Genomic DNA, 19,270 nt, shown 5'->3' on the forward strand with positions numbered 1-19,270 from the left:
GGAGTATTCTTTATGTTAGTAAATAAGATCAAGAGTTTTATAAGAAGTAATACGTTTTTACAAAAATTAATCGAATCTTTTTTTGGTAGAATTTCTTACCTGGTTTTTTCCTTGTTATTTTCATTAATTGCTACAAGGATATATGGTGTTGAAATTTTTGGAACCTATACCTATGCCTTTACGCTTGTAACAATTTTGATGATACCAGCAAAGGCTGGTTTGGACAATGGGATTATGTATTCTGTGCCAAAGCATCGATATAAACACATTTCCTTTAGTTTTTTAATCAACCTTTTAATATCATTAGTATTAATGATTGGTTTTATGGTGATTTATGAAGATCCTTTTATCCGCTTCATGCTGCCTTTGATTTGGCTGGCGTCCACTGAACAATTGTTCTTTTCCATGTATCGGGTGGACGGTAAAATAAAAGAGTTTTATTTTATCAATGGGTTTCTGGCGATATTATTACGAGTAATTTTATTAGTAGTTTTTTATTATGTACTTGGAGAAAGCAGCTATAGCCTAGGACTTGCTGTATATGCATCATTTGTATTTGCTAATATCATTTACTTCACTCAGCAAAGGGGGAAGTTTCGTAAAGTTGAAAAAGACTTTGACTACTTGAAGTATTCCTTCCCATTAATATTTGCTACCTTGATGTCAACATTAATAAACAAGGTAGATATTATTATGTTAGGTAATATGACAACCAATAAAGAAGTCGGAATATACCAGATTACTTTTCAAGTATCCAGTACGATTTCATTGTTCCTATTTGTTTTGAATACTGTATTTGCGCCGAGGATTTCCAAGTTGTATCATAACAACAACTTGCCTCAGCTACGTAGCACTTATGTGAATACTACCCGTGCATTGGCTTTGTCAGCCTTCGTATATTTTCTTTTCTTAGTGGTTTTTGATGACTTTATTCTTGGTATGTTTGGCAAGGAAGTCATTGAAGGTGGGACAGCGATGTTATATCGAAATATCGGGCAAGTGGTAAATGTAAGTGTCGGCAGTGTGTGGCTGATGTTATCGATGACAGGAAAACCTAAATTCCAAATGTACGCTAACCTTTTCGCTTTCATTGTAAATATTGTATTGAATCTACTCATTATCCCTAAATACGGGATGAATGGTGCAGCTTTTGCAAGTATGGTATCGATTGTGATTACTAATTTGTTTGGATATATTGTGGTCTCCAGACGATTTAATATTAAAGTGTACAAACTATTTTAAAAATTAGTACGAAATTAAACTTATTATTTTACAGAAATAGGGTGTCGTTTATGAAAAGAAAGATTGAACAATTTGTAGAAAGAAATTACGGTAACCATCCGATTTTCTACTCACTCCATGATTATGGATTGGCATTGAAGCATGCTGTAGGACGTTCTCACAAAATCAACCATAAAGAACACTTCAATCCTTTTTTCATCATCGGTTCTGGACGTTCTGGCAATACATTATTCCGCACGATGTTAACTCAAAAGGAAGAAATCGTAATTCCTCCTGAAAGTTTTGTGCTTGGGAAGGCGATTCGAAAATATAAAATGACACGTCATATGGAATGGGAAGATATTTGCGGTTTATTCATTTCCTTTTTTGAACGTCATCATGGTTTTCCCAGATGGGGAATTGATGCACGTGAGTTTTATCAAGAGGCCATTAAAATTGAAAAACAGAATCGTAATTTAGAATATTTGATTCACTCGTTTTTTTCATTCTATGGCAAAAAGAAAAAGCCAAGTTTTACCCGATGGGGCGATAAGACACCGATCAATACATTTTCTTTAAAGCTGCTCGATCAAGTTTTTCCTGACAGCCAGTTCATTCATATGATACGCGATGGCAGAGATGTGGTCAGCTCATATTTAGACGCAGGTTTATACGATAATGCTTCAAAAGCAAGTGAACGATGGATGAATAGTATCCATACTGCTAAACTGTTTGGAGATAAAGTCGGAAAGGACCGGTATTTTGAAGTTTATTACGAAGACCTGGTAAACAAACCTGAAGAAACTTTGCAAGGTGTCTGTAACTTCCTCAATATTTCCTTTGAACCAAGTATGTTAAATCACTTTCAAGGGATAGAAGGGCTGGGGGATACTAAACTTCCTCATCATAAAAACTTAGCTAAACCAGTAAACAAAAGCTCAATCGGAAAGTGGAAGCAACGTTTAACGGAGGAGCAACAAACCATTGTGACTGAAAAATGCAAGCCGACATTACATCAGTTGGGTTATTTGGACTAATACAATCCGATCAGTCGGAGGGTTACTTTTTAATTAGTTATTTGTCGCATTTTGTCATTGCTAGGAGATAGATTCTCATTATATTTGGTTAGGTATAGTTTATATTAAAAAATAGAAAGACCGCAATATATCAGCTTTATAAGAGAATTTCACGCTTAAATCTTGTACAAAATCGTACAAGATTTTTTTATTGATTTTTATGCAAAAATTTGTCAAATAGTAGTACATAGGATTCATTTTTTCGAAAATATTACAAGATATTGTTAACAACTTCCTGCTCTATAAGATATTATCTAATATGGAAATGATAGTTTCCCCATACTATCTTTCTATTAAAATATCAAAGGAGGGTTTTAGTGAGAAAAAGTAAAACAATTTCATCTCTGTTTTGCTTAATTCTGTTTTGCTTTTTAGTAATACCGCACACTGCAGCAGCAAACACACAACTTGAAGGAATAACAGTCGAAGATTCCACCCCAGTATTCAAACAAGCATCTACCAGTTCTAAGCAAGTACGGACTTATAAAAAGGGAGTCGTTATAAATTTCCGGGAACATGATACCAATTGGTTTCGTGCTTCTGTATTTTATAATGGCGCTTACCAAACAGGGTATATTCATAAAAGTTCTGTAGAAGTAGCTGCTAACGGAACTGAATCGATGGAGGGCATGACTGCGAACGATCCTACTGTTGTCTATAATGATCGAGGCAACGAAATGCAAAGCCTTTCCGGAGGCCGTGTCATTAAGTTTAATGAATATACGGATAGTTATTACACGTTAAATGTTTTTGTTGACGGATCTTATCAAGAAGGTTACATACCTAAGACTGCGGTAGAAGAGGAAATCTTAAATTCTTCTAAAGTTGATGCTGTAACATTGAATGATCCCACTTATGTTACCAACCGTAATGGAACGACGCTGACTTCTATCCCATATGATCAGCTCATTGAAGTGATGGAATTCACGGATAGTTGGTATAAGATCAATATTATGGTTAATGGCGAATATACTACTGGGTATATACCGAAATCATCATTATCAACAGGAGTAGAAAGTCCAACTAAATATAATGGTGTAACAGTAGAAAACCCAACTAATATCTATAATGGGAAAATGGAAGTTATTAAAAGCTATGACCGGGGTTCCGTGGTGAGCTTCAGAGACTTCTCGAAGAACTGGTATAAATTAAGCGTTTATGCAGATGGCCGATATCAAACAGGCTATACGAAGAAGAACTTTATTGAAAAAGAACTTGATGAAAAAGGATTTTATGAAGGGATAACTATAAACGACAATACTTTAGTTTCCGATGGAAATGGAAACACAATAAAGTCTTATCCATATGGTAGTGTAGTGAAGTTTTCGGACTATACAGAAAATTGGCTGCGGTTGAATGTATATGCTAATGGCAAGTATAGGGATGGATATATACAGCAAAGTGAGGTAGAAATGCCTCTTGCCAATAGCTCTTCTTATGAAGGAGTTACTACTCAAAATCCTACTATCGTTTATAATAAGAATGCAAAACAAATTAAAACATATGACCTTGGAAGCATTATTAAATACCGGGACTTTACAGAAAATTGGTACCGTTTGTCTGTTTATGCAGATGGTAAATATAGAGATGGCTACCTCCATAAGAATGCGATAGAGACGCCAATCGAAAACCCTAATTCCTACGAAGGTATCGTTACATCAGACCCCACAAATGTTTATGGTTCCAATGGAGAGGTGATTTCCTCTTTTAATTTTGGCAGGGTCTTGAAGTATCGAGAGTTTACGGATGAATGGCATAAAGTATCTGTATATGCAGATGGTCAATATAGAACCGGCTATATTAGTACAGATTCTGTGGAAAAACCATTGCAACAATCTGAATTGCATAAAGGGATAATAAACAGTGAGCCCACAAAGGTTTACAATGATAAGGGCCAAGTAATAAAGAACTACTCTGTCGGGGATATCATACGATATAGAACGTTCAGCTATAGCTGGTATAAGGTGAGTGTTTACGCAGATGGTAAATACCGAACAGGATATATAGTTGCGGATAAAATTGAACCTATATATGACAATCCTGAACTGCTTACTGTTTATGCTGTAAATGAACCGACAAACCTATACACAAAACCATCAACCACTGCTACTATTACTGATAATATTAGTAAAGGAACACCATTAGAAGTTAAAGCGATAGCTCCTAATTGGTATGAATATTATGATAAGCAAAGTGGGGAAACATTAGGGTATTTATATAAGGATGATATAAGCTTAGAACCACTAGAAATAGAAGAATCTACAGCTTACGATTACACTTTAGATCAATTAGTAGAAGCTCAAGTAAAATATGGCTTCCCACAAACAGATCTATATCGAAATGACCCTGCGTTTGTTCACAGTGCTCTCGTGGATACAGAAAAGAAAACAATCATAGCAGAAGATGGCGTCCGCATACGAACTGAACCATATCTTTCAGATGACAGTACTGTATATAAAACACTGAATAGTGGTACTGTTATTGAAGTAGTAAAAGAAGTGCAAGGTGCCAGTTTCCGTGATTCCACTCTATGGTATCAAATTAATTACGATGGACGGACTGACTTATATGTTCACAGCACACTTGTCGCTCAATCTGCAAAGTCTGCCAGGCTTAATACTACTTCCAATATCCGTGCGGAGGCGACTACTTCCAGTCATATTTATACTAGATTAAGTAATGGTTCGGCTGTCAGTATCCAAGCAGAAGTTTCTGGAGAAACTATCAGTGGCAATAATAAATGGTATCAAATTTGGCTAGGCAGCTGGCGAAATGCTAAACCATCTGACGTGAAATATTATTTGGATCCAAGTAATCAAAATCGTTTTCAATTCTTGATGCTATCAGGAACAGCAAATTCTACTATCAGTGATTTACAGCCCATCTTAGAAGGTAAAGGAACTTTATCAGGGCATGAGGAAGCATTTATAAATGCAAGTAAAGATTATAATGTAAACGAAGTTTATCTGGTTGCACATGCTTTGCATGAAACGGGTAATGGTGGTTCGACTTTGGCGCAAGGGGTTTATGTGGATAGTAATGGCTACCCGGTTAGAAATTCGGCAGGGGAGCTTGTATCCGATGAAGAGGCGCCAGCTGATGCAACAAAAGTCTACAATATGTATGGAATAGCGGCTTATGATAGCAACCCTCTTAATGGAGGCGCTAAGTACGCTTATGAAAAAGGTTGGACAACCCCTGAAAAAGCTATCCGCGGGGGAGCGAATTGGATTTCCGTTAATTATGTAAACCATAGTGCTTATGCACAAAACACATTATATGAAATGAAATGGAATCCTAACAGTTCTTTAACCAATCCTTACCGACATCAATATGCAACCGATATTGGTTGGGCAGATAAACAAATACCAAAAATTAAGAAAATATATGATCAATTGCCTAATGCTAAGTTAAGTTTTGATATTCCACAATATAAACAGTAATATTAACGTAAAAAAGCAACGTTTCAAAACGTTGCTTTTTTGCGTTATTGGAATGGGGTATAGCCGTATTTTTTCATCTTTTCAGCGCAAATTCTTTCAATGCGTGCTAAGTTTTCTTCCCCAAAGAATTCTTTCTTGTTTACTTTTTTATTACCTGCCGGTTGGTACTGGATATCTACTTTATTTGAAATATCATTAACGACAGGGAGGTTTAATTCCCCTGCCATTTTTTCAATAGACCCTTTTTTATCTTTGGTGAAATCCTCATATTTAATTAATAGGAAATCTTCTTTATATTGTTCATAGATTTCTAAACTTTTTAACCAACGATGTGCCATCCATTCGATATAGTTCTCTCCACCAAGCCCTAACCAGCGGCTATCGACGACACGCATCCAGTTCTTGTTAATATTTTTCCATTGTTTATTATACTCTTCTTCCGCATTTCCCGCATTTCCTGGAATGTCGACACGGTTTAAAATACTGCGGAGGTTATCTCTTGGATCACGAAGGATAAAAACGTTCTGTTTAACGTTAAAATGCTCTTTAATTTCTGGATATAAAAAGGTCAAAGAGGGTTCTTTAATGATTTCCTTTGAAAAATCATATTTGTTATTATTTACAAATGTTTGAAAAGGAATTTCTTTTTTGTGAAGTTTAGTTTGGATTGGTTCGTATAATCCTTCCAGATCAATCGTAGCCGGTTGGGCGGTTGCTTCTGCGAGTAATGCACCAATAGCCGAGGTTCCACTTTTTTGATTACCTAACACGAAAATAGGAGAGGGGTTGACTTCTGCATGTTTGTCTAACCGTTTTTTTCGAATTTTACGAGGCGTGTGATAGATTTTTCTTAAGATAGATTTCATTTAAGTTTTACTCCTTTTAATGAATAGATAAATTTAAGCGATGGCAATTTAATTAAATTAATCTTATCACAAAGTAAAACTTAGTAACAATTACACTTTTGTATCCTCTTGTAAAGAAAATGGCAAAATGATGTTGAGCTTTTTATGTTTTGATGGCTGGATTTAAGATAGAAAACACTCCGGGGGTATATTGTGAATAGGTAAACGATAAGTGCAGACTATTTCTTTGAAAAAGATCTGAGGGTATAAAATTCAGAAAAGTTAAATAGAGTACATTATACCTAGTTGTGGGTATCGCTCAAGTGATCATTCGGTTGTTTATAATTGTTAAATATATGTATTTATGTGTCTTTTTACTAATTATTTGTGTTATAATTTCAAAAGTGTAGTTGAATAGTCTCTTAGACAAGAGTTGTGACTTAATAACTTTTCTTTTAGATGTCTATGACTCTTTTATTATTTTTGTGGGGAACAATGGATTTAATTGACGGAAAGGGAGATTTGAAAGTGTCAAAATTTAAAAGCAGTATTATCCTTTTAATTGTGTTATCGGTTTTATTTATTTCATTCTTATCATTTAATCTATTTGGTATTAACAACACAAAAGGAGAAGAGCTTAAAAATTCATTAGAATTTTCTCTTAATAAAAAATTTGGGGTTTCATATAAAAGTGATGACTCAAATCTAGAGTTTGCAAAAAAAGAAGAAAGTACATATATCAAAGCTGAAAATATGACAATGATATATAACCTTAAGGATAAAGGCGAAAAGCTTGGTGAACTACACCTCACTAAAAGAACGATAGATAATGGGGATGTTTTTTTATTTACACGCTTAAATAATATGACCGAGAAAAGGCTTGAAGGCAAGTTGACTTTAACTCTGCCCCAAAGTATTAAACAATATGATTTGAAAGATTTTGACCGTATGAAGAACCGTGCTGGTCTTACTACATACCCCTCTGCTTTAATAAGGTTTTATAATAAACAAAATGAAAAAGGTCACCTAATGATCAGTAAAAATTATTTATCCGCACCGATGCAGAAAGGATATGAAAATGGGAATGTAAGTAAAGTAAGACACTTATTAAGTGAAGATGAAAACATTAAAATACAACGAAAAAAAGAGAACATTAAACTTGTGATTGATTTCGAAACTACTTCCAATACAATATCTGAACAATGGATATTACTCTCTAATAAAAAACTTTTTAAAGAAGAAAAGAATATCAATTATTGGATTAAAAAAAATAATGAACATGGCCGTCGTATTAATACCTGGTATACTGACAAAGGGCCTTATAGCAAAATGCCGAAATCAGTTGAACCACAAACAGAAGACTACATGGCTTATGGCAGAAAGTTATTGATGTTTAAGGAAGAAGAAATTCTATTACAATATAAAAAAACAAAAGAACGGTATTTTTACGATTTATTAATCAATTCACTAGTGAATTTAGAGCAATTCCGAGGAGACAATAAATATTGGCCTACAGAAGTTACAAGTACTTGGCTTAAAAGAAGTTATGGGATCAAAGCGCCTTTTATTGATACAAGATTTAATGAGAGGATTGCTTTATATTTACGGGGAGTACGTGAGGAGATAGGAATAGACAACCAGAATAAAGAAGTTATTAATTATGCTGATTTATTGTTGAAACAACAAGAGTTAAACAATGTAATCAAGGTTAAGGAAAATGCCTTTTATATACCAGACTATTTTTCTATGAAGGACAACAAGATTACGCATACTTCACTGAACCACCAACTAGGAGGACTTCAAATATTATTGAGTGCCTACGTCATCACAGGAGACAAAAAATACCTTAATGTTGCACGGCAAATTCAAAACGCTTTAGATGAGCAAAAGGATGATTGGCTTACAGCTGAAGGAGACACGTGGTATAAAGTAATGCCTGACCTGCAATTTGGTGGAGAAGACTATCAAATGGTGACATTAAGAGATTTGCTAAACACAATTGATTATTGGAGAAATGCAGGTCAAGAGTTAAGTCCTATATATGAAAAGTTTATACGTTCCAAGGTGAATTACTTAAAATCAGTAGATGCGGAATTTTCGCAAGAAGTTGTCAAATTAATGAAAAAGGAAAAATATTATTACTTGATTAAACGATATCCTCATATCTCTAAGTACTAAAACTTTTGAGGAAAGAGAAGGCTATTTTCACAGTAAGGCACATGGTTAAACAGAAAGTACAGATTGGATGTCTATAATAATATTTAAATTAAAAATAATCCCGGATAAGATAAACACGTATAAAAAGTGCTTATTATCCGGGGATTTTTTTGAATCATTACAGTTTCCTTGCAATTTTGCAGTTATATTAATGAGCAGTTAAAGATTGTAAGAGAGCTTCAAAAAGGTTGGTGAAAAAACTCGAAACGTGTATAATGAGTGGGGTGAAACAGTGAACTTGAGAGAAAGAGGGCCTTACCATTGAGTATAAAACAAACGTTAATGAAAGCAGCAAAACCAATTATACAACCGATCAACCGCATGTTCATATCAAGAGAATATCGACTCAATCGGGAGTTATCGGATATAGGTAAAGTGAATAACGTCTTAGTGCTTGCTCCTCATATGGATGACGAAACAATCGGGTTAGGCGGTACGATCCGCGCTCATTCTGATAATGGAACTCACGTGCATTGTGTCATGGTAACGGATGGTTCCAATAGTGTTACGGAAATGGCTAAAGAAGAGTTATCGAGGAAGCGTAAAGAAGAAATGGCACGCATCCAGTCGATTATCGGAATAGATGATTTGAAATATTTAAATCTTCCAGATGGACAAGTTAAGAGTGAACCAGAAGCTGTTCAAAAGTTAGCGGTATGGATGGATGAGATTAAGCCAGATATCATTTACTGTCCTCCGCTTGTTGATGCCCACCCCGATCACATAGCTACTACAGCAATTTTAGTGGATGCGTTGAAACAGTCAGAGGGAGAATATGTTATTCGTCAATACGAAGTGAACTGTCCAATTCCGCCAAAAGAGATCAACGTAGTTATAGATGTTACGAATGCAATGACAAAAAAGATCGAGGCTATTGAACAGTTTCAATCCCAGGTGATTGCATTTGACGGTTTTATTGATATGAATGCCTATAAATCTGCACTTATCAAACATTCAGGTGTTAAATATGTAGAGACATTTTTAGAAGTACCTGCCCGTCAGTTTATAGCAAAGTTTGATGCTTTACGGGATATTAGCCCTGATTATCCGAAATGGTTTAAACAGGTAAACCGTTCTATTACATTGGTGTGGGCTTTTTATCAAAATTACTCGAAAAAGAAAGAATTATACAAAAAAACTTAAAGGGGAATGGAGATGAACTTAAATATTAGAGAGATGGCATTTTTTTTATATGCCGTAGTTACTTTAGCAATCGCTGCCTATTTTGATTCTACCATTGTAAGTATCCTTGTGATGCTTTTTATTGCAGCTTATACCTGGTTCCACACCAAAAATTCTATATTAATGTTGTTTATCTACTTTCCTATAAGGCCGTTTTTACTGGAATTCAGTCCAACCTTGAAAGGGATTGGAGATATCATTGTTCTGATATCCCTAATGAAAGTATTTTGGAACTATCGTAAGAACTGGAAGCAGCTGTTTCGTTTTGACCCTTTTGAAATAGCATTTATTCTTTTCTGTGTGGTAGGTTCCATTTCTGCTCTATTAACAGGCGTGTCTATTATGGCGATCGTTTATCAGTTAAGAGCCTTGGTTATTTTTTACTTAGTCTATTATATAGTCAAAAGGCTTGATATCACGACACAAGATGTTAAAAAGTTTGTCTATACCATTATTGCTATGGTTGTAATTATTGGGATACACGGTTTGATAGAGAAAATTTCCGGGCGGCAGTGGTTATTACCTGAATCCTGGGTGAATAAATCGCTATCTGTCTATAACGAAAACCGGATTTATGGAATGCCAGGCAACCCTAACTCATTGGCAGTATTTTTATCACTTTCGTTGATCATCCTTATTTTCTGGAAAACCAAGTTAACAAGCTTGAAGAATTTCTTTGTATGGGTTCCACTAGTATTGCTGTTGACCGTAATGACTTTGACGTATTCCCGGGGCGCATGGATCTCCCTGGTGTTTGTCCTTATAACTTACACTCTGCTAACAAAGTGTTGGGGAATTGCCCGTATTTTTCTTATTTCATTAGTTGCAGCAATCATTCTTGTAACGATACCATATGGTACGATTTTAGATGCAGTGACCTCTAATGAAGAAGATAAAATTGTTCAGGATTTACCTGAGCAGGAGGAAAATAATGAAAAGGAATCACCCGATAGATTTCGGGGCGCCTTTGATGAAACAAGCTTAGAAAACAGCAGCCGTTCCGGGAGGTTGTTTATAGTTAAAAAAGGCTTTGAAATTTACAAAGATCATCCGATTATAGGGACAGGGTTTGGTACATTTGGCGATTCCGCTTCATTAAATTTTGGTTCGCCTCTTTACAAGCAATATGATATTGAAAAGAAATTCTTCTCAGATAACCAGTATATCCAGATCATTGTTCAAACTGGAACAATTGGGGTCCTGCTATTTGCTGTATTTTTATTGAATATGTTGTGGATTTTGTTTAAGAAAAGAAAAGAAACCCACCTTGCCTATGTACTCTTATGTGTCCTGCTGGGCAGTTATGTAGCAGGTTTGGTGTACAATATTTGGGAATATGATATTTTCACTTTGATTTTCTTCACGATGCTTGCGTATTTACTAAACACATCATCTCCCAAGCCAGTGGCGAAAGTAAAGCCGCAATCCAAGTAAGGAGGAGCGTTATGACAGAAACAATACAACCACATGGTGGTAAGTTAATTAATCGTGAACTGGAGCAAGAAGAAAGACGAGCGAAGCTGGAAGAAGTAGATGAATTATATAAACTGACGGTTTCCGATTGGACGGTTTCCGATTTAGAATTGATTGGAATTGGCGGTTTCAGTCCATTGGAAGGATTTATGAAGAAAGAAGATTACGAATCTGTTATTCATGATTTGCGCTTAAAAGACGGCACGGTGTGGAGTGTTCCGATTACGCTCCCCGTAACAGAGAAGGAAGCGGAAGGCATTTCTGTAGGCGATGAGGTAATGTTAAAAGGGGAGGACGGTATAATTTATGGAAGTATTATAGTGGAAGAAACGTACACTTATGATTCAAAAATTGAGGCAGAGAAAGTATACGGAACTACTGATGAAGCACACCCTGGTGTGAAGAAGGTTTACGACAAAGGTAATGTGTACCTTGGCGGACCAATTACCTTATTGAATCGGCCTGACCACGGAAAATTCGATGAATTCTATATGGATCCAGCAGAGACCCGGCAAATGTTCAAAGATCTCGGGTGGAACTCAGTAGTAGGTTTCCAAACACGCAACCCGGTTCACCGGGCCCACGAGTACATCCAAAAGACAGCACTTGAAGCGGTAGATGGTCTGCTGCTTAACCCGCTAGTCGGTGAGACCAAATCAGATGATATTCCTGCAGATGTCCGTATGGAGAGCTACCAGGTGATTCTAACAAACTATTATCCTTCCGAGCGGGTAAGGCTAGTGATATACCCTGCAGCCATGCGCTATGCTGGTCCGCGGGAAGCGATTCTCCATACTATTGTTCGTAAAAATTATGGCTGTACGCATTTTATAGTCGGCCGTGACCATGCTGGTGTAGGAGATTATTATGGTACGTATGATGCACAGGATTTAATTGAGCAATATGAAGCAGAATTAGAGATGACGATCTTTAAGTTTGAACATGCTTTCTATTGTAATGTTTGTGAGAATATGGCATCAGCTAAAACGTGCCCCCATGGGAAAGAACATCATGTCCATTTAAGTGGAACAAAAGTACGTGAATTATTACGAAACGGACAGCGTCCTCCCAAAGAGTTCTCCCGTCCGGAAGTAGCAGATGTATTGATTAAAGGAATGAAACAAAACCAGGGATGATGAAGCGATGACGTGGGAAATGATCTTTGTAACCATCATAATTATTGCCATGTTGATCGGTCTGTTAATGGAAATAGCCCGACCGGACATGGTGGTTTTCTCTGCTTTGACAATTTTATTAATCACGGGCATTTTAACCCCGAAAGAAGCTTTAAAAGGTTTTTCCAATGAGGGAATGCTGACAATTGCATTATTGTTTATTGTAGCAGGAGCTGTGCAGAAAAGCGGAATAATCGACCATTTAATGAAGGATTGGTTATTAAATACGAAATCAATAACCGGAATGACCGGAAGATTTTTCGCTCCAGTATCGGTGTTTTCCGCTTTTTTAAACAATACGCCCATTGTAGTTACCTTTACCCCTATTATTCGGAAATGGTGTCAGGATAAAGGTATTGCACCATCAAAATTGTTAATCCCTTTATCCTATGTTACCATTCTCGGCGGTACAATCACGTTGATGGGAACATCGACCAACCTTGTGGTTCACGGAATGTTAAAGGATTACGGAATGGAAGGCTTCTCATTTTTCCAATTGGCTGTAGTTGGTATACCTATCACGATTGCCGGTTTGATTTATTTGATGACGATCGGTTATCGGATTCTTCCATCATATAAAAGCATTCAAGATAAAATGAATGAAAATACGAAGGAATATATAGCCGAATTAATTGTGGATCCCAGTTTTCCACACATTAATGAATCCGTTAAAAAAGCCGGGTTAAGGGATTTAAAAGGATTATATTTGATTGAAATCATCCGACAATCAGAAATCATTTCGCCTGTTCGGTCTACGACCATCATCCAGGAAGGGGACCGATTGATTTTTACTGGTTTGATTTCTACAATTGCCGATCTGCAAAAGATAAAAGGGTTACACTTAGAGACTGGGACACATTTGAAGCTGGATGACCTTAAAAATGGTAATGGCGAAACGCAACTGGTAGAAGCAGTTGTATCTCATCAATCCTCCTTGTTGTCAAAAACGATTAAAAAGTCCCGCTTTCGATCCAGGTTTGATGCCGGTGTCATCGCAGTCCACCGGAATAACGAACGGATCAGGAGCAAGATAGGGGATATCGTTTTAAAACCAGGGGATACATTGTTATTATTAACGGGGACAGATTTTCTGACGAATCACCAAAACTCAAGTGACTTTTATGTCATATCATCATTGGATACCCCAAAGGAACTAAATGAAGATTATTCAAAAGGATGGTTTTCATTATCAGTGTTAATTGGTATGATTCTACTTGTGGTTGTTGGCATATTGACAATGTTTAAAGCAATGGTCTTAGCAGTCTTTATCCTTTTATTGGGAAAGGCGATCAGTCCGGAAGAGGCAAAGAAATATGTCCAATTCAATGTCTTATTATTAATCGCAAGTGCCATTGGGGTAGGGGCCGCCATTACAAAGGTAGGGTTGGCGAGCTTTGTCGCACAAGAAATGTTATCTGTTGCAAAACCACTAGGAATGGTTGCGATCATATTTTTCGTTTATGCACTTACAAACATCTTTACTGAACTAATTACCAATGCAGCAGCTGCCGTTCTGATGGTTCCAATCGGCTTGGAGTTGGCTAATCAATTAGAGGTAGCACCAATGGCCTTCGCAGTGACAATTGCTATTGGAGCATCTGCCAGTTTCATTACACCGATTGGTTATCAGACGAATTTGATCGTATACGGGCCAGGTGGATATCGCTTTAAGGATTATGTGAAAGTAGGATTACCTTTATCATTGATTGTCATGAGTTTAACTGTATCTATCGTAAATATTGTATTTCTTTAGGAGGAAATTTAAATGAAATCTACTAACATCACTTGGCATAACTCGAAAGTAACAAAAGAAGACCGCCAACAGCAAAAAAATCATAAGAGCCCTGTACTATGGTTCACCGGTTTGTCCGGGTCTGGTAAATCGACACTCTCTGTCGAAGTTGAAAAAGCTTTATATGAAGAAGGCGTTCACGCTTATCGCCTGGATGGGGATAATGTCCGTCATGGGTTGAACAAAAATCTTGGGTTTAGTCCAGAGGATCGTACAGAAAATATTCGTCGTATTGGGGAAGTTTCCAAGCTTATGAACGATGCTGGTCTTGTTACCCTGACAGCATTTATTTCTCCTTACCGGGAAGACCGTGATAATGTCCGCGACTTATTTGAAGACGGTGAATTCATCGAAGTGTATGCGAAATGCTCATTGGAAGAAGCAGAAAAACGCGATCCAAAAGGTCTTTATAAAAAAGCACGTTCTGGTGAGATAAAAGGATTCACTGGAATTGATGCTCCATATGAAGAACCTGCCGATGCTGAAATTGTAGTAGAAACAGATAAATACAGCCTGGAAGAATCAGTTGAACTGATTATTAATTATCTTAAAACCAACAATCACATTTAAGTATCGCGGGAGGGGAATCTAATGAAACAAACCGTTATCCAGGCTGCAATTGAAGCTGGTAAGGAAATCATGAAAATTTATAATACCGACTTTGATGTCGAATATAAAGAAGATGAATCACCGCTTACGATTGCTGATAAACAGTCCCACGAAATAATCAAAATGCACCTGATGGATTATGACCCAAGCATTCCAATATTAAGTGAAGAAGGAAGCCATCTTCCTTATGAAGAGCGTAAGCAATGGGACCAGTTCTGGCTGGTAGATCCCATTGATGGAACAAAAGAGTTCATCAAAAAAAATGGTGAATTTACTGTCAATATCGCTTTGATCCGTAATGGAAAACCAGTATTGGGTGTTATTTACGCACCTGCTTTGGATGATTTATATGTGGCTGATGAAGAAAAGGGAGCATATAAAATACCTGCAGTATTAGAGGCAGGAAATACTGATTCCATGAATGCTATCCCACTCCCTCTTGTAGACAAACAAGAGAAGACAGCAAGTGTAGTGGCGAGCCGGTCTCATATGTCTGAAGAAACCCAGCAATTTATCGAGTCTTTAAAAAGCAACTACGAAAGCGTAGCAACGGTTTCAGCAGGAAGTTCTTTGAAACTTTGTTTAGTAGCAGAAGGAAAAGCGGATTATTACCCGCGATATGCTCCGACGATGGAGTGGGACACTGGAGCAGGCCAGGCGATTGTTGAACTATCTGGTGGTAAGGTAGAGGTCGCGAATGAAGACCGTCCACTAAGATATAATAAGGAAAACTTGCGTAACCCATGGTTTTTAGCAACACGCAAACAATAAGAGCTGAAATATATTCTAAGGAATAACTACATTAATAATAAAAATTTGGTGGTGGATATTATGTCAGTAGAAGCACATGGAGGAACATTAATCAATCGTGAATTGCAAGGAAGTCAAAGAGAGGAAGCTTTAAAAAATGCAGAATCTCTTAAGCAGCTGGCCATTTCAACATGGACCGTTTCCGACCTGGAACTGATTGGAATCGGAGGGTTCAGTCCATTAGAAGGGTTCATGACTAAAGAAGACTATGAACCTGTGGTGGAATCAATGAGCCTGAGTGATGGCACGCTGTGGAGCATTCCAGTAACGTTGCCTGTTTCCAAGAAAGAAGCAGATAAATTTGACGAAGGCGAAGAAATTGCCCTAGTAGGTGAAGAGAATGGGATCATCTACGGAACTATGGTAATAGAAGATAAATTCACCTATGATAAAAAGCGTGAAGCGGAAAAGGTTTACGGGACAACTGATGAAGCTCACCCAGGCGTGAAGAAAGTTTACGATAAGGGTGAAGTTTACCTTGGTGGTCCTATCAGCATGCTTAACCGTCCGGATCATGGCGAGTTCGCAGATTTTTACCTGGACCCATCAGAAACAAGAAAAATGTTCGAAGACTTAGGCTGGAACACGATTGTTGGTTTCCAGACACGTAACCCTGTACACCGTGCCCATGAGTATATTCAAAAAACAGCACTGGAAGCTGTAGATGGTCTTTTGCTTAACCCACTAGTAGGGGAAACCAAATCAGATGACATTCCAGCGGATGTCCGTATGGAAAGTTACCAGACGATCCTGAAGCATTACTATCCGGAAGACCGCGTTCGTCTTGTCATCTACCCTGCAGCTATGCGTTATGCTGGTCCGCGTGAAGCAATCCTGCATGCAACTGTACGTAAAAATTATGGATGCACGCACTTCATTGTAGGTCGTGACCACGCGGGTGTCGGTGACTATTATGGCACGTATGAAGCACAGGAACTTATGGCAACGGTAGAAGATAAACTGGGAATTACTATCTTTAATTTTGAGCATGCTTTCTACTGTGAAGTGTGTGAAAATATGGCATCTGCTAAAACATGCCCGCATGATAAAGAACATCATGTTCATCTTAGCGGTACAAAAGTTCGTGAATTACTTCGTAATGGAGAGCGCCCTCCAAAAGAATTCAGCCGTCCAGAAGTAGCAGATGTACTGATCAAAGGCCTGCAAAAATAAAGCAAAGCTAAATACGAACACCCCGGGTTCTCCAGATATTGGAGTGGTCAAGGTCCAAGATTGTAGACATCGAAAAAACACCGGGGATAGGCAACCGCCTGATTTCTGTATTCGACAGGAGTCAGGCGGTTTAGTTTCCGCTGAGCACGTTGGTGATTATAAAAATAGATATATTTTTCCGTTACTCTTTGAGCTTTATCGATATCGGCGATAGGATAATAGTAGAGAGCTTCCACTTTCAAATGGGAAAAGAAGCTCTCTATACAGGCATTATCAAAACAATTGCCTTTACCTGACATGCTGAGCGTGATGTGGTGGTCAGCCAGCATGTTATGGTAATCCTCAGATGTATATTGTGCTCCTCGATTACTGTGGAGGATCGGGGTTTCCCTTGCATCTTTTTCTTTTTGAATACTTCTTTTGCCTTCAATACTCCAGTAATTCGCGACATCTATGAAAGCGATTTCGCATGCCGAAATAACATTTTTTACTAAAATTACATAAACTAAATCTTTTACACGAATTTTGTTGTAAAACAGAAAAATTAGGGAAAAGACGTAAGCGAATAGAACTTTCTTAATGATTTTTTTATGATATTATGGACTCGCGAAAAGTACGTTTTTATACCTATTAAATAAGGAGTGTACGATTTGGGAACAATTGCTAAAAGAAAGTGGACACTAGTAGCATTCATATTGTCTTTATTACTTAACCCGACAATTGCTGATGCCGCGTTCGGTCCGGATGAATGGCATGAGTATCGTCTCAAGGATGATAAAAATGCTGTATACAATCAGGAAGGTGTAGAGCCTCTGGAAGCAAAAACGTTCAAGACTGCAGATGAAGTTCGGGCAACGCCTGTCGTTGCAGGGGACAGGCTATTTGTCGGCAACCATAATTCCGGTGATTTGTTTGCATTCGATGTGAATACAGGCGAAGAATTATGGAGAAGCAAAGCGCTTAACTGGGTCCATTCAGAAATGATCTATAATGACGGCACTGTATTTGTCGGATTCGGAAACCGGTTTTTTCAGGAGGATGGTACACGAGGGACTGAAGAAAGTGGTGTGTTGGCTTTAGATGCAGAAACAGGGGAAACAAAATGGAAGTTTAACACCCCAGGTGAAGTGATGCCGACACCTGCATACAAAGACGGTTATGTGTATGCAGCTACCGGGGATGATCATCTTTATAAAATTCATGCCGAAACGGGCAAGCCAGATACAAAGGTGAACCTTGGTCATACGGTAAGTATGTCATCACCAAATATCGTTAATGAGCAGTTGTTTGTCGGTGGAAGTGGGCCTTTGCCATATGCATTCACGTCGGTCGATCTGTCAAAGGATGAAATAAAATGGCAAACTGATTTCGAAAATGCCACTGCCGGCCTGGATGATGTTCCGCCAGCAATCGACCAGGAGATTGTGGTGACTACCGCGCTGGAAGAGGGGACTCCTGCCAGGTTGAAGCAAGTATACGATAGAGAAGGTGTAACTGCTGTCTACAAAGAAGCTATCAAAGGTTTCTTTGGCGGCGGGGACTTCATTAATGAACGGAAAAATGATCCTAGACATAAGATATACGCGATGGATACCGAGACGGGAGAAGTGCTATGGGAAGACAGTCTCGGTGTCGGAGAATTTGTAAAAAACAACAAATCAGGCGCTCCGATCATTTATGAAGGCAAAGTATTTGTCGGAAGTCCAATCACTAAAAAATTCTATGCTTATGATCTGAAAACAGGAGAACGACTCTGGGAATTTAAAAATAAGGTGATGAAGGCTCCTCCAGTAGCGGCCGATGGCGTCGTCTACTTCTCCAATGCCAAAGGTTTCGTCCATGCGATGGATGCCGAAACCGGGGAAGAGATAGGACGTAAGAAATTAGGCGGAAAGCTAGCGCCATCAGGTCCGATCATCATGAATGATACATTGATTGTCGGCAGTCAGGACAGTAATGTATATGCATTACCGACCGAGGATATCCGCCACGCTTCCGATGAGTATAGTGAAGCGTCGCAAGAAAAAAGCCTTGCTGGCTATTTCACTTTTGTGTACGGTATTCTTCTGCTGTTGTTAGCAGCGCTAGTGGCTGCACTGGTATTTGCTATTCGTAAAATTAAAAAAGTGAATAAAGCTACCTAACTAAAGTAGAAAAGTAAAGCAGAGCCCGCATCCGGTGAACCCGGATGCGGGCTCTTTTATGTTTTCACCAATAACCTAAACGAGCATATCCTGCTATATAAGACTAATAG

14 protein-coding genes are annotated in these 19,270 nt (G+C 37.9%); 12 read left to right on the forward strand and 2 right to left on the reverse strand.

Annotation, left to right across the window (positions count from 1 at the left end; genetic code table 11):
* Nucleotides 1-12 precede the first annotated feature (12 nt).
* The 3 genes from BLV00_RS10850 (at nucleotide 13) to BLV00_RS10860 (ending at nucleotide 5,740) form a co-directional block, all read left to right on the forward strand.
* On the forward strand, nucleotides 13-1,242 hold the full coding sequence (locus BLV00_RS10850; RefSeq protein ID WP_093045011.1) for an oligosaccharide flippase family protein: 1,230 nt from the start codon (nucleotides 13-15) through the stop codon (nucleotides 1,240-1,242).
* A gap of 50 nt (nucleotides 1,243-1,292) precedes the next feature.
* Nucleotides 1,293-2,258 (forward strand): sulfotransferase family protein, encoded by a 966-nt coding sequence (locus BLV00_RS10855; protein WP_093045012.1) that lies wholly within the window; start codon nucleotides 1,293-1,295, stop codon nucleotides 2,256-2,258.
* 356 nt (nucleotides 2,259-2,614) lie between these two features.
* On the forward strand, nucleotides 2,615-5,740 hold the full coding sequence (locus tag BLV00_RS10860) for an SH3 domain-containing protein (RefSeq protein WP_093045013.1): 3,126 nt from the start codon (nucleotides 2,615-2,617) through the stop codon (nucleotides 5,738-5,740).
* Nucleotides 5,741-5,784: 44 nt separating this feature from the next.
* Here the strand turns inward: BLV00_RS10860 and BLV00_RS10865 are convergent, their stop codons facing one another.
* On the reverse strand, nucleotides 5,785-6,606 hold the full coding sequence (locus tag BLV00_RS10865) for a sulfotransferase domain-containing protein (RefSeq protein ID WP_093045014.1): 822 nt from the start codon (nucleotides 6,604-6,606) through the stop codon (nucleotides 5,785-5,787).
* 438 nt (nucleotides 6,607-7,044) lie between these two features.
* Between BLV00_RS10865 and BLV00_RS10870 the strand changes: the two genes are divergently transcribed.
* From BLV00_RS10870 to sat (BLV00_RS10905), 8 genes are all read left to right on the forward strand, one after another.
* On the forward strand, nucleotides 7,045-8,763 hold the full coding sequence (locus BLV00_RS10870) for a hypothetical protein (RefSeq protein ID WP_143030714.1): 1,719 nt from the start codon (nucleotides 7,045-7,047) through the stop codon (nucleotides 8,761-8,763).
* A 300-nt stretch (nucleotides 8,764-9,063) separates the two neighbouring features.
* Nucleotides 9,064-9,945: a PIG-L deacetylase family protein gene (locus tag BLV00_RS10875; RefSeq protein ID WP_093045016.1), complete on the forward strand. Its 882-nt coding sequence runs from the start codon at nucleotides 9,064-9,066 to the stop codon at nucleotides 9,943-9,945.
* 12 nt (nucleotides 9,946-9,957) lie between these two features.
* Complete coding sequence (locus BLV00_RS10880) at nucleotides 9,958-11,418, forward strand: O-antigen ligase family protein (protein ID WP_176791461.1); 1,461 nt, start codon at nucleotides 9,958-9,960, stop codon at nucleotides 11,416-11,418.
* Nucleotides 11,419-11,429: 11 nt separating this feature from the next.
* Nucleotides 11,430-12,593 (forward strand): sulfate adenylyltransferase, encoded by a 1,164-nt coding sequence (gene sat, locus BLV00_RS10885; protein ID WP_093045018.1) that lies wholly within the window; start codon nucleotides 11,430-11,432, stop codon nucleotides 12,591-12,593.
* Between the two features lie 7 nt (nucleotides 12,594-12,600).
* Nucleotides 12,601-14,385 carry an SLC13 family permease gene (locus tag BLV00_RS10890; RefSeq protein ID WP_093045019.1) on the forward strand — a complete coding sequence of 595 codons (1,785 nt, stop codon included), beginning with the start codon at nucleotides 12,601-12,603 and terminating at the stop codon, nucleotides 14,383-14,385.
* Between the two features lie 12 nt (nucleotides 14,386-14,397).
* Nucleotides 14,398-14,994: an adenylyl-sulfate kinase gene (cysC, locus tag BLV00_RS10895; RefSeq protein WP_093045020.1), complete on the forward strand. Its 597-nt coding sequence runs from the start codon at nucleotides 14,398-14,400 to the stop codon at nucleotides 14,992-14,994.
* 21 nt (nucleotides 14,995-15,015) lie between these two features.
* Nucleotides 15,016-15,804: a 3'(2'),5'-bisphosphate nucleotidase CysQ gene (gene cysQ, locus BLV00_RS10900; RefSeq protein ID WP_093045021.1), complete on the forward strand. Its 789-nt coding sequence runs from the start codon at nucleotides 15,016-15,018 to the stop codon at nucleotides 15,802-15,804.
* A gap of 60 nt (nucleotides 15,805-15,864) precedes the next feature.
* Entirely contained in the window at nucleotides 15,865-17,016 is a 1,152-nt protein-coding gene (gene sat, locus BLV00_RS10905) for a sulfate adenylyltransferase (RefSeq protein WP_093045022.1), read from the forward strand.
* A 47-nt stretch (nucleotides 17,017-17,063) separates the two neighbouring features.
* On the opposite strand, the gene BLV00_RS21965 is transcribed toward sat (BLV00_RS10905), so the two are convergent.
* Nucleotides 17,064-17,345 (reverse strand): IS3 family transposase, encoded by a 282-nt coding sequence (locus BLV00_RS21965; protein ID WP_176791463.1) that lies wholly within the window; start codon nucleotides 17,343-17,345, stop codon nucleotides 17,064-17,066.
* A 321-nt stretch (nucleotides 17,346-17,666) separates the two neighbouring features.
* On the opposite strand from BLV00_RS21965, the gene BLV00_RS10915 reads away from it, so the two are divergent.
* The gene (locus BLV00_RS10915; protein ID WP_176791464.1) at nucleotides 17,667-19,160 is read left to right on the forward strand and encodes an outer membrane protein assembly factor BamB family protein; all 1,494 of its coding nucleotides are present in this window, start codon (nucleotides 17,667-17,669) and stop codon (nucleotides 19,158-19,160) included.
* Nucleotides 19,161-19,270 lie beyond the last annotated feature (110 nt).

Source organism: Thalassobacillus cyri, from assembly GCF_900107755.1.
GTDB lineage: Bacteria > Bacillota > Bacilli > Bacillales > Halobacillaceae > Thalassobacillus > Thalassobacillus cyri.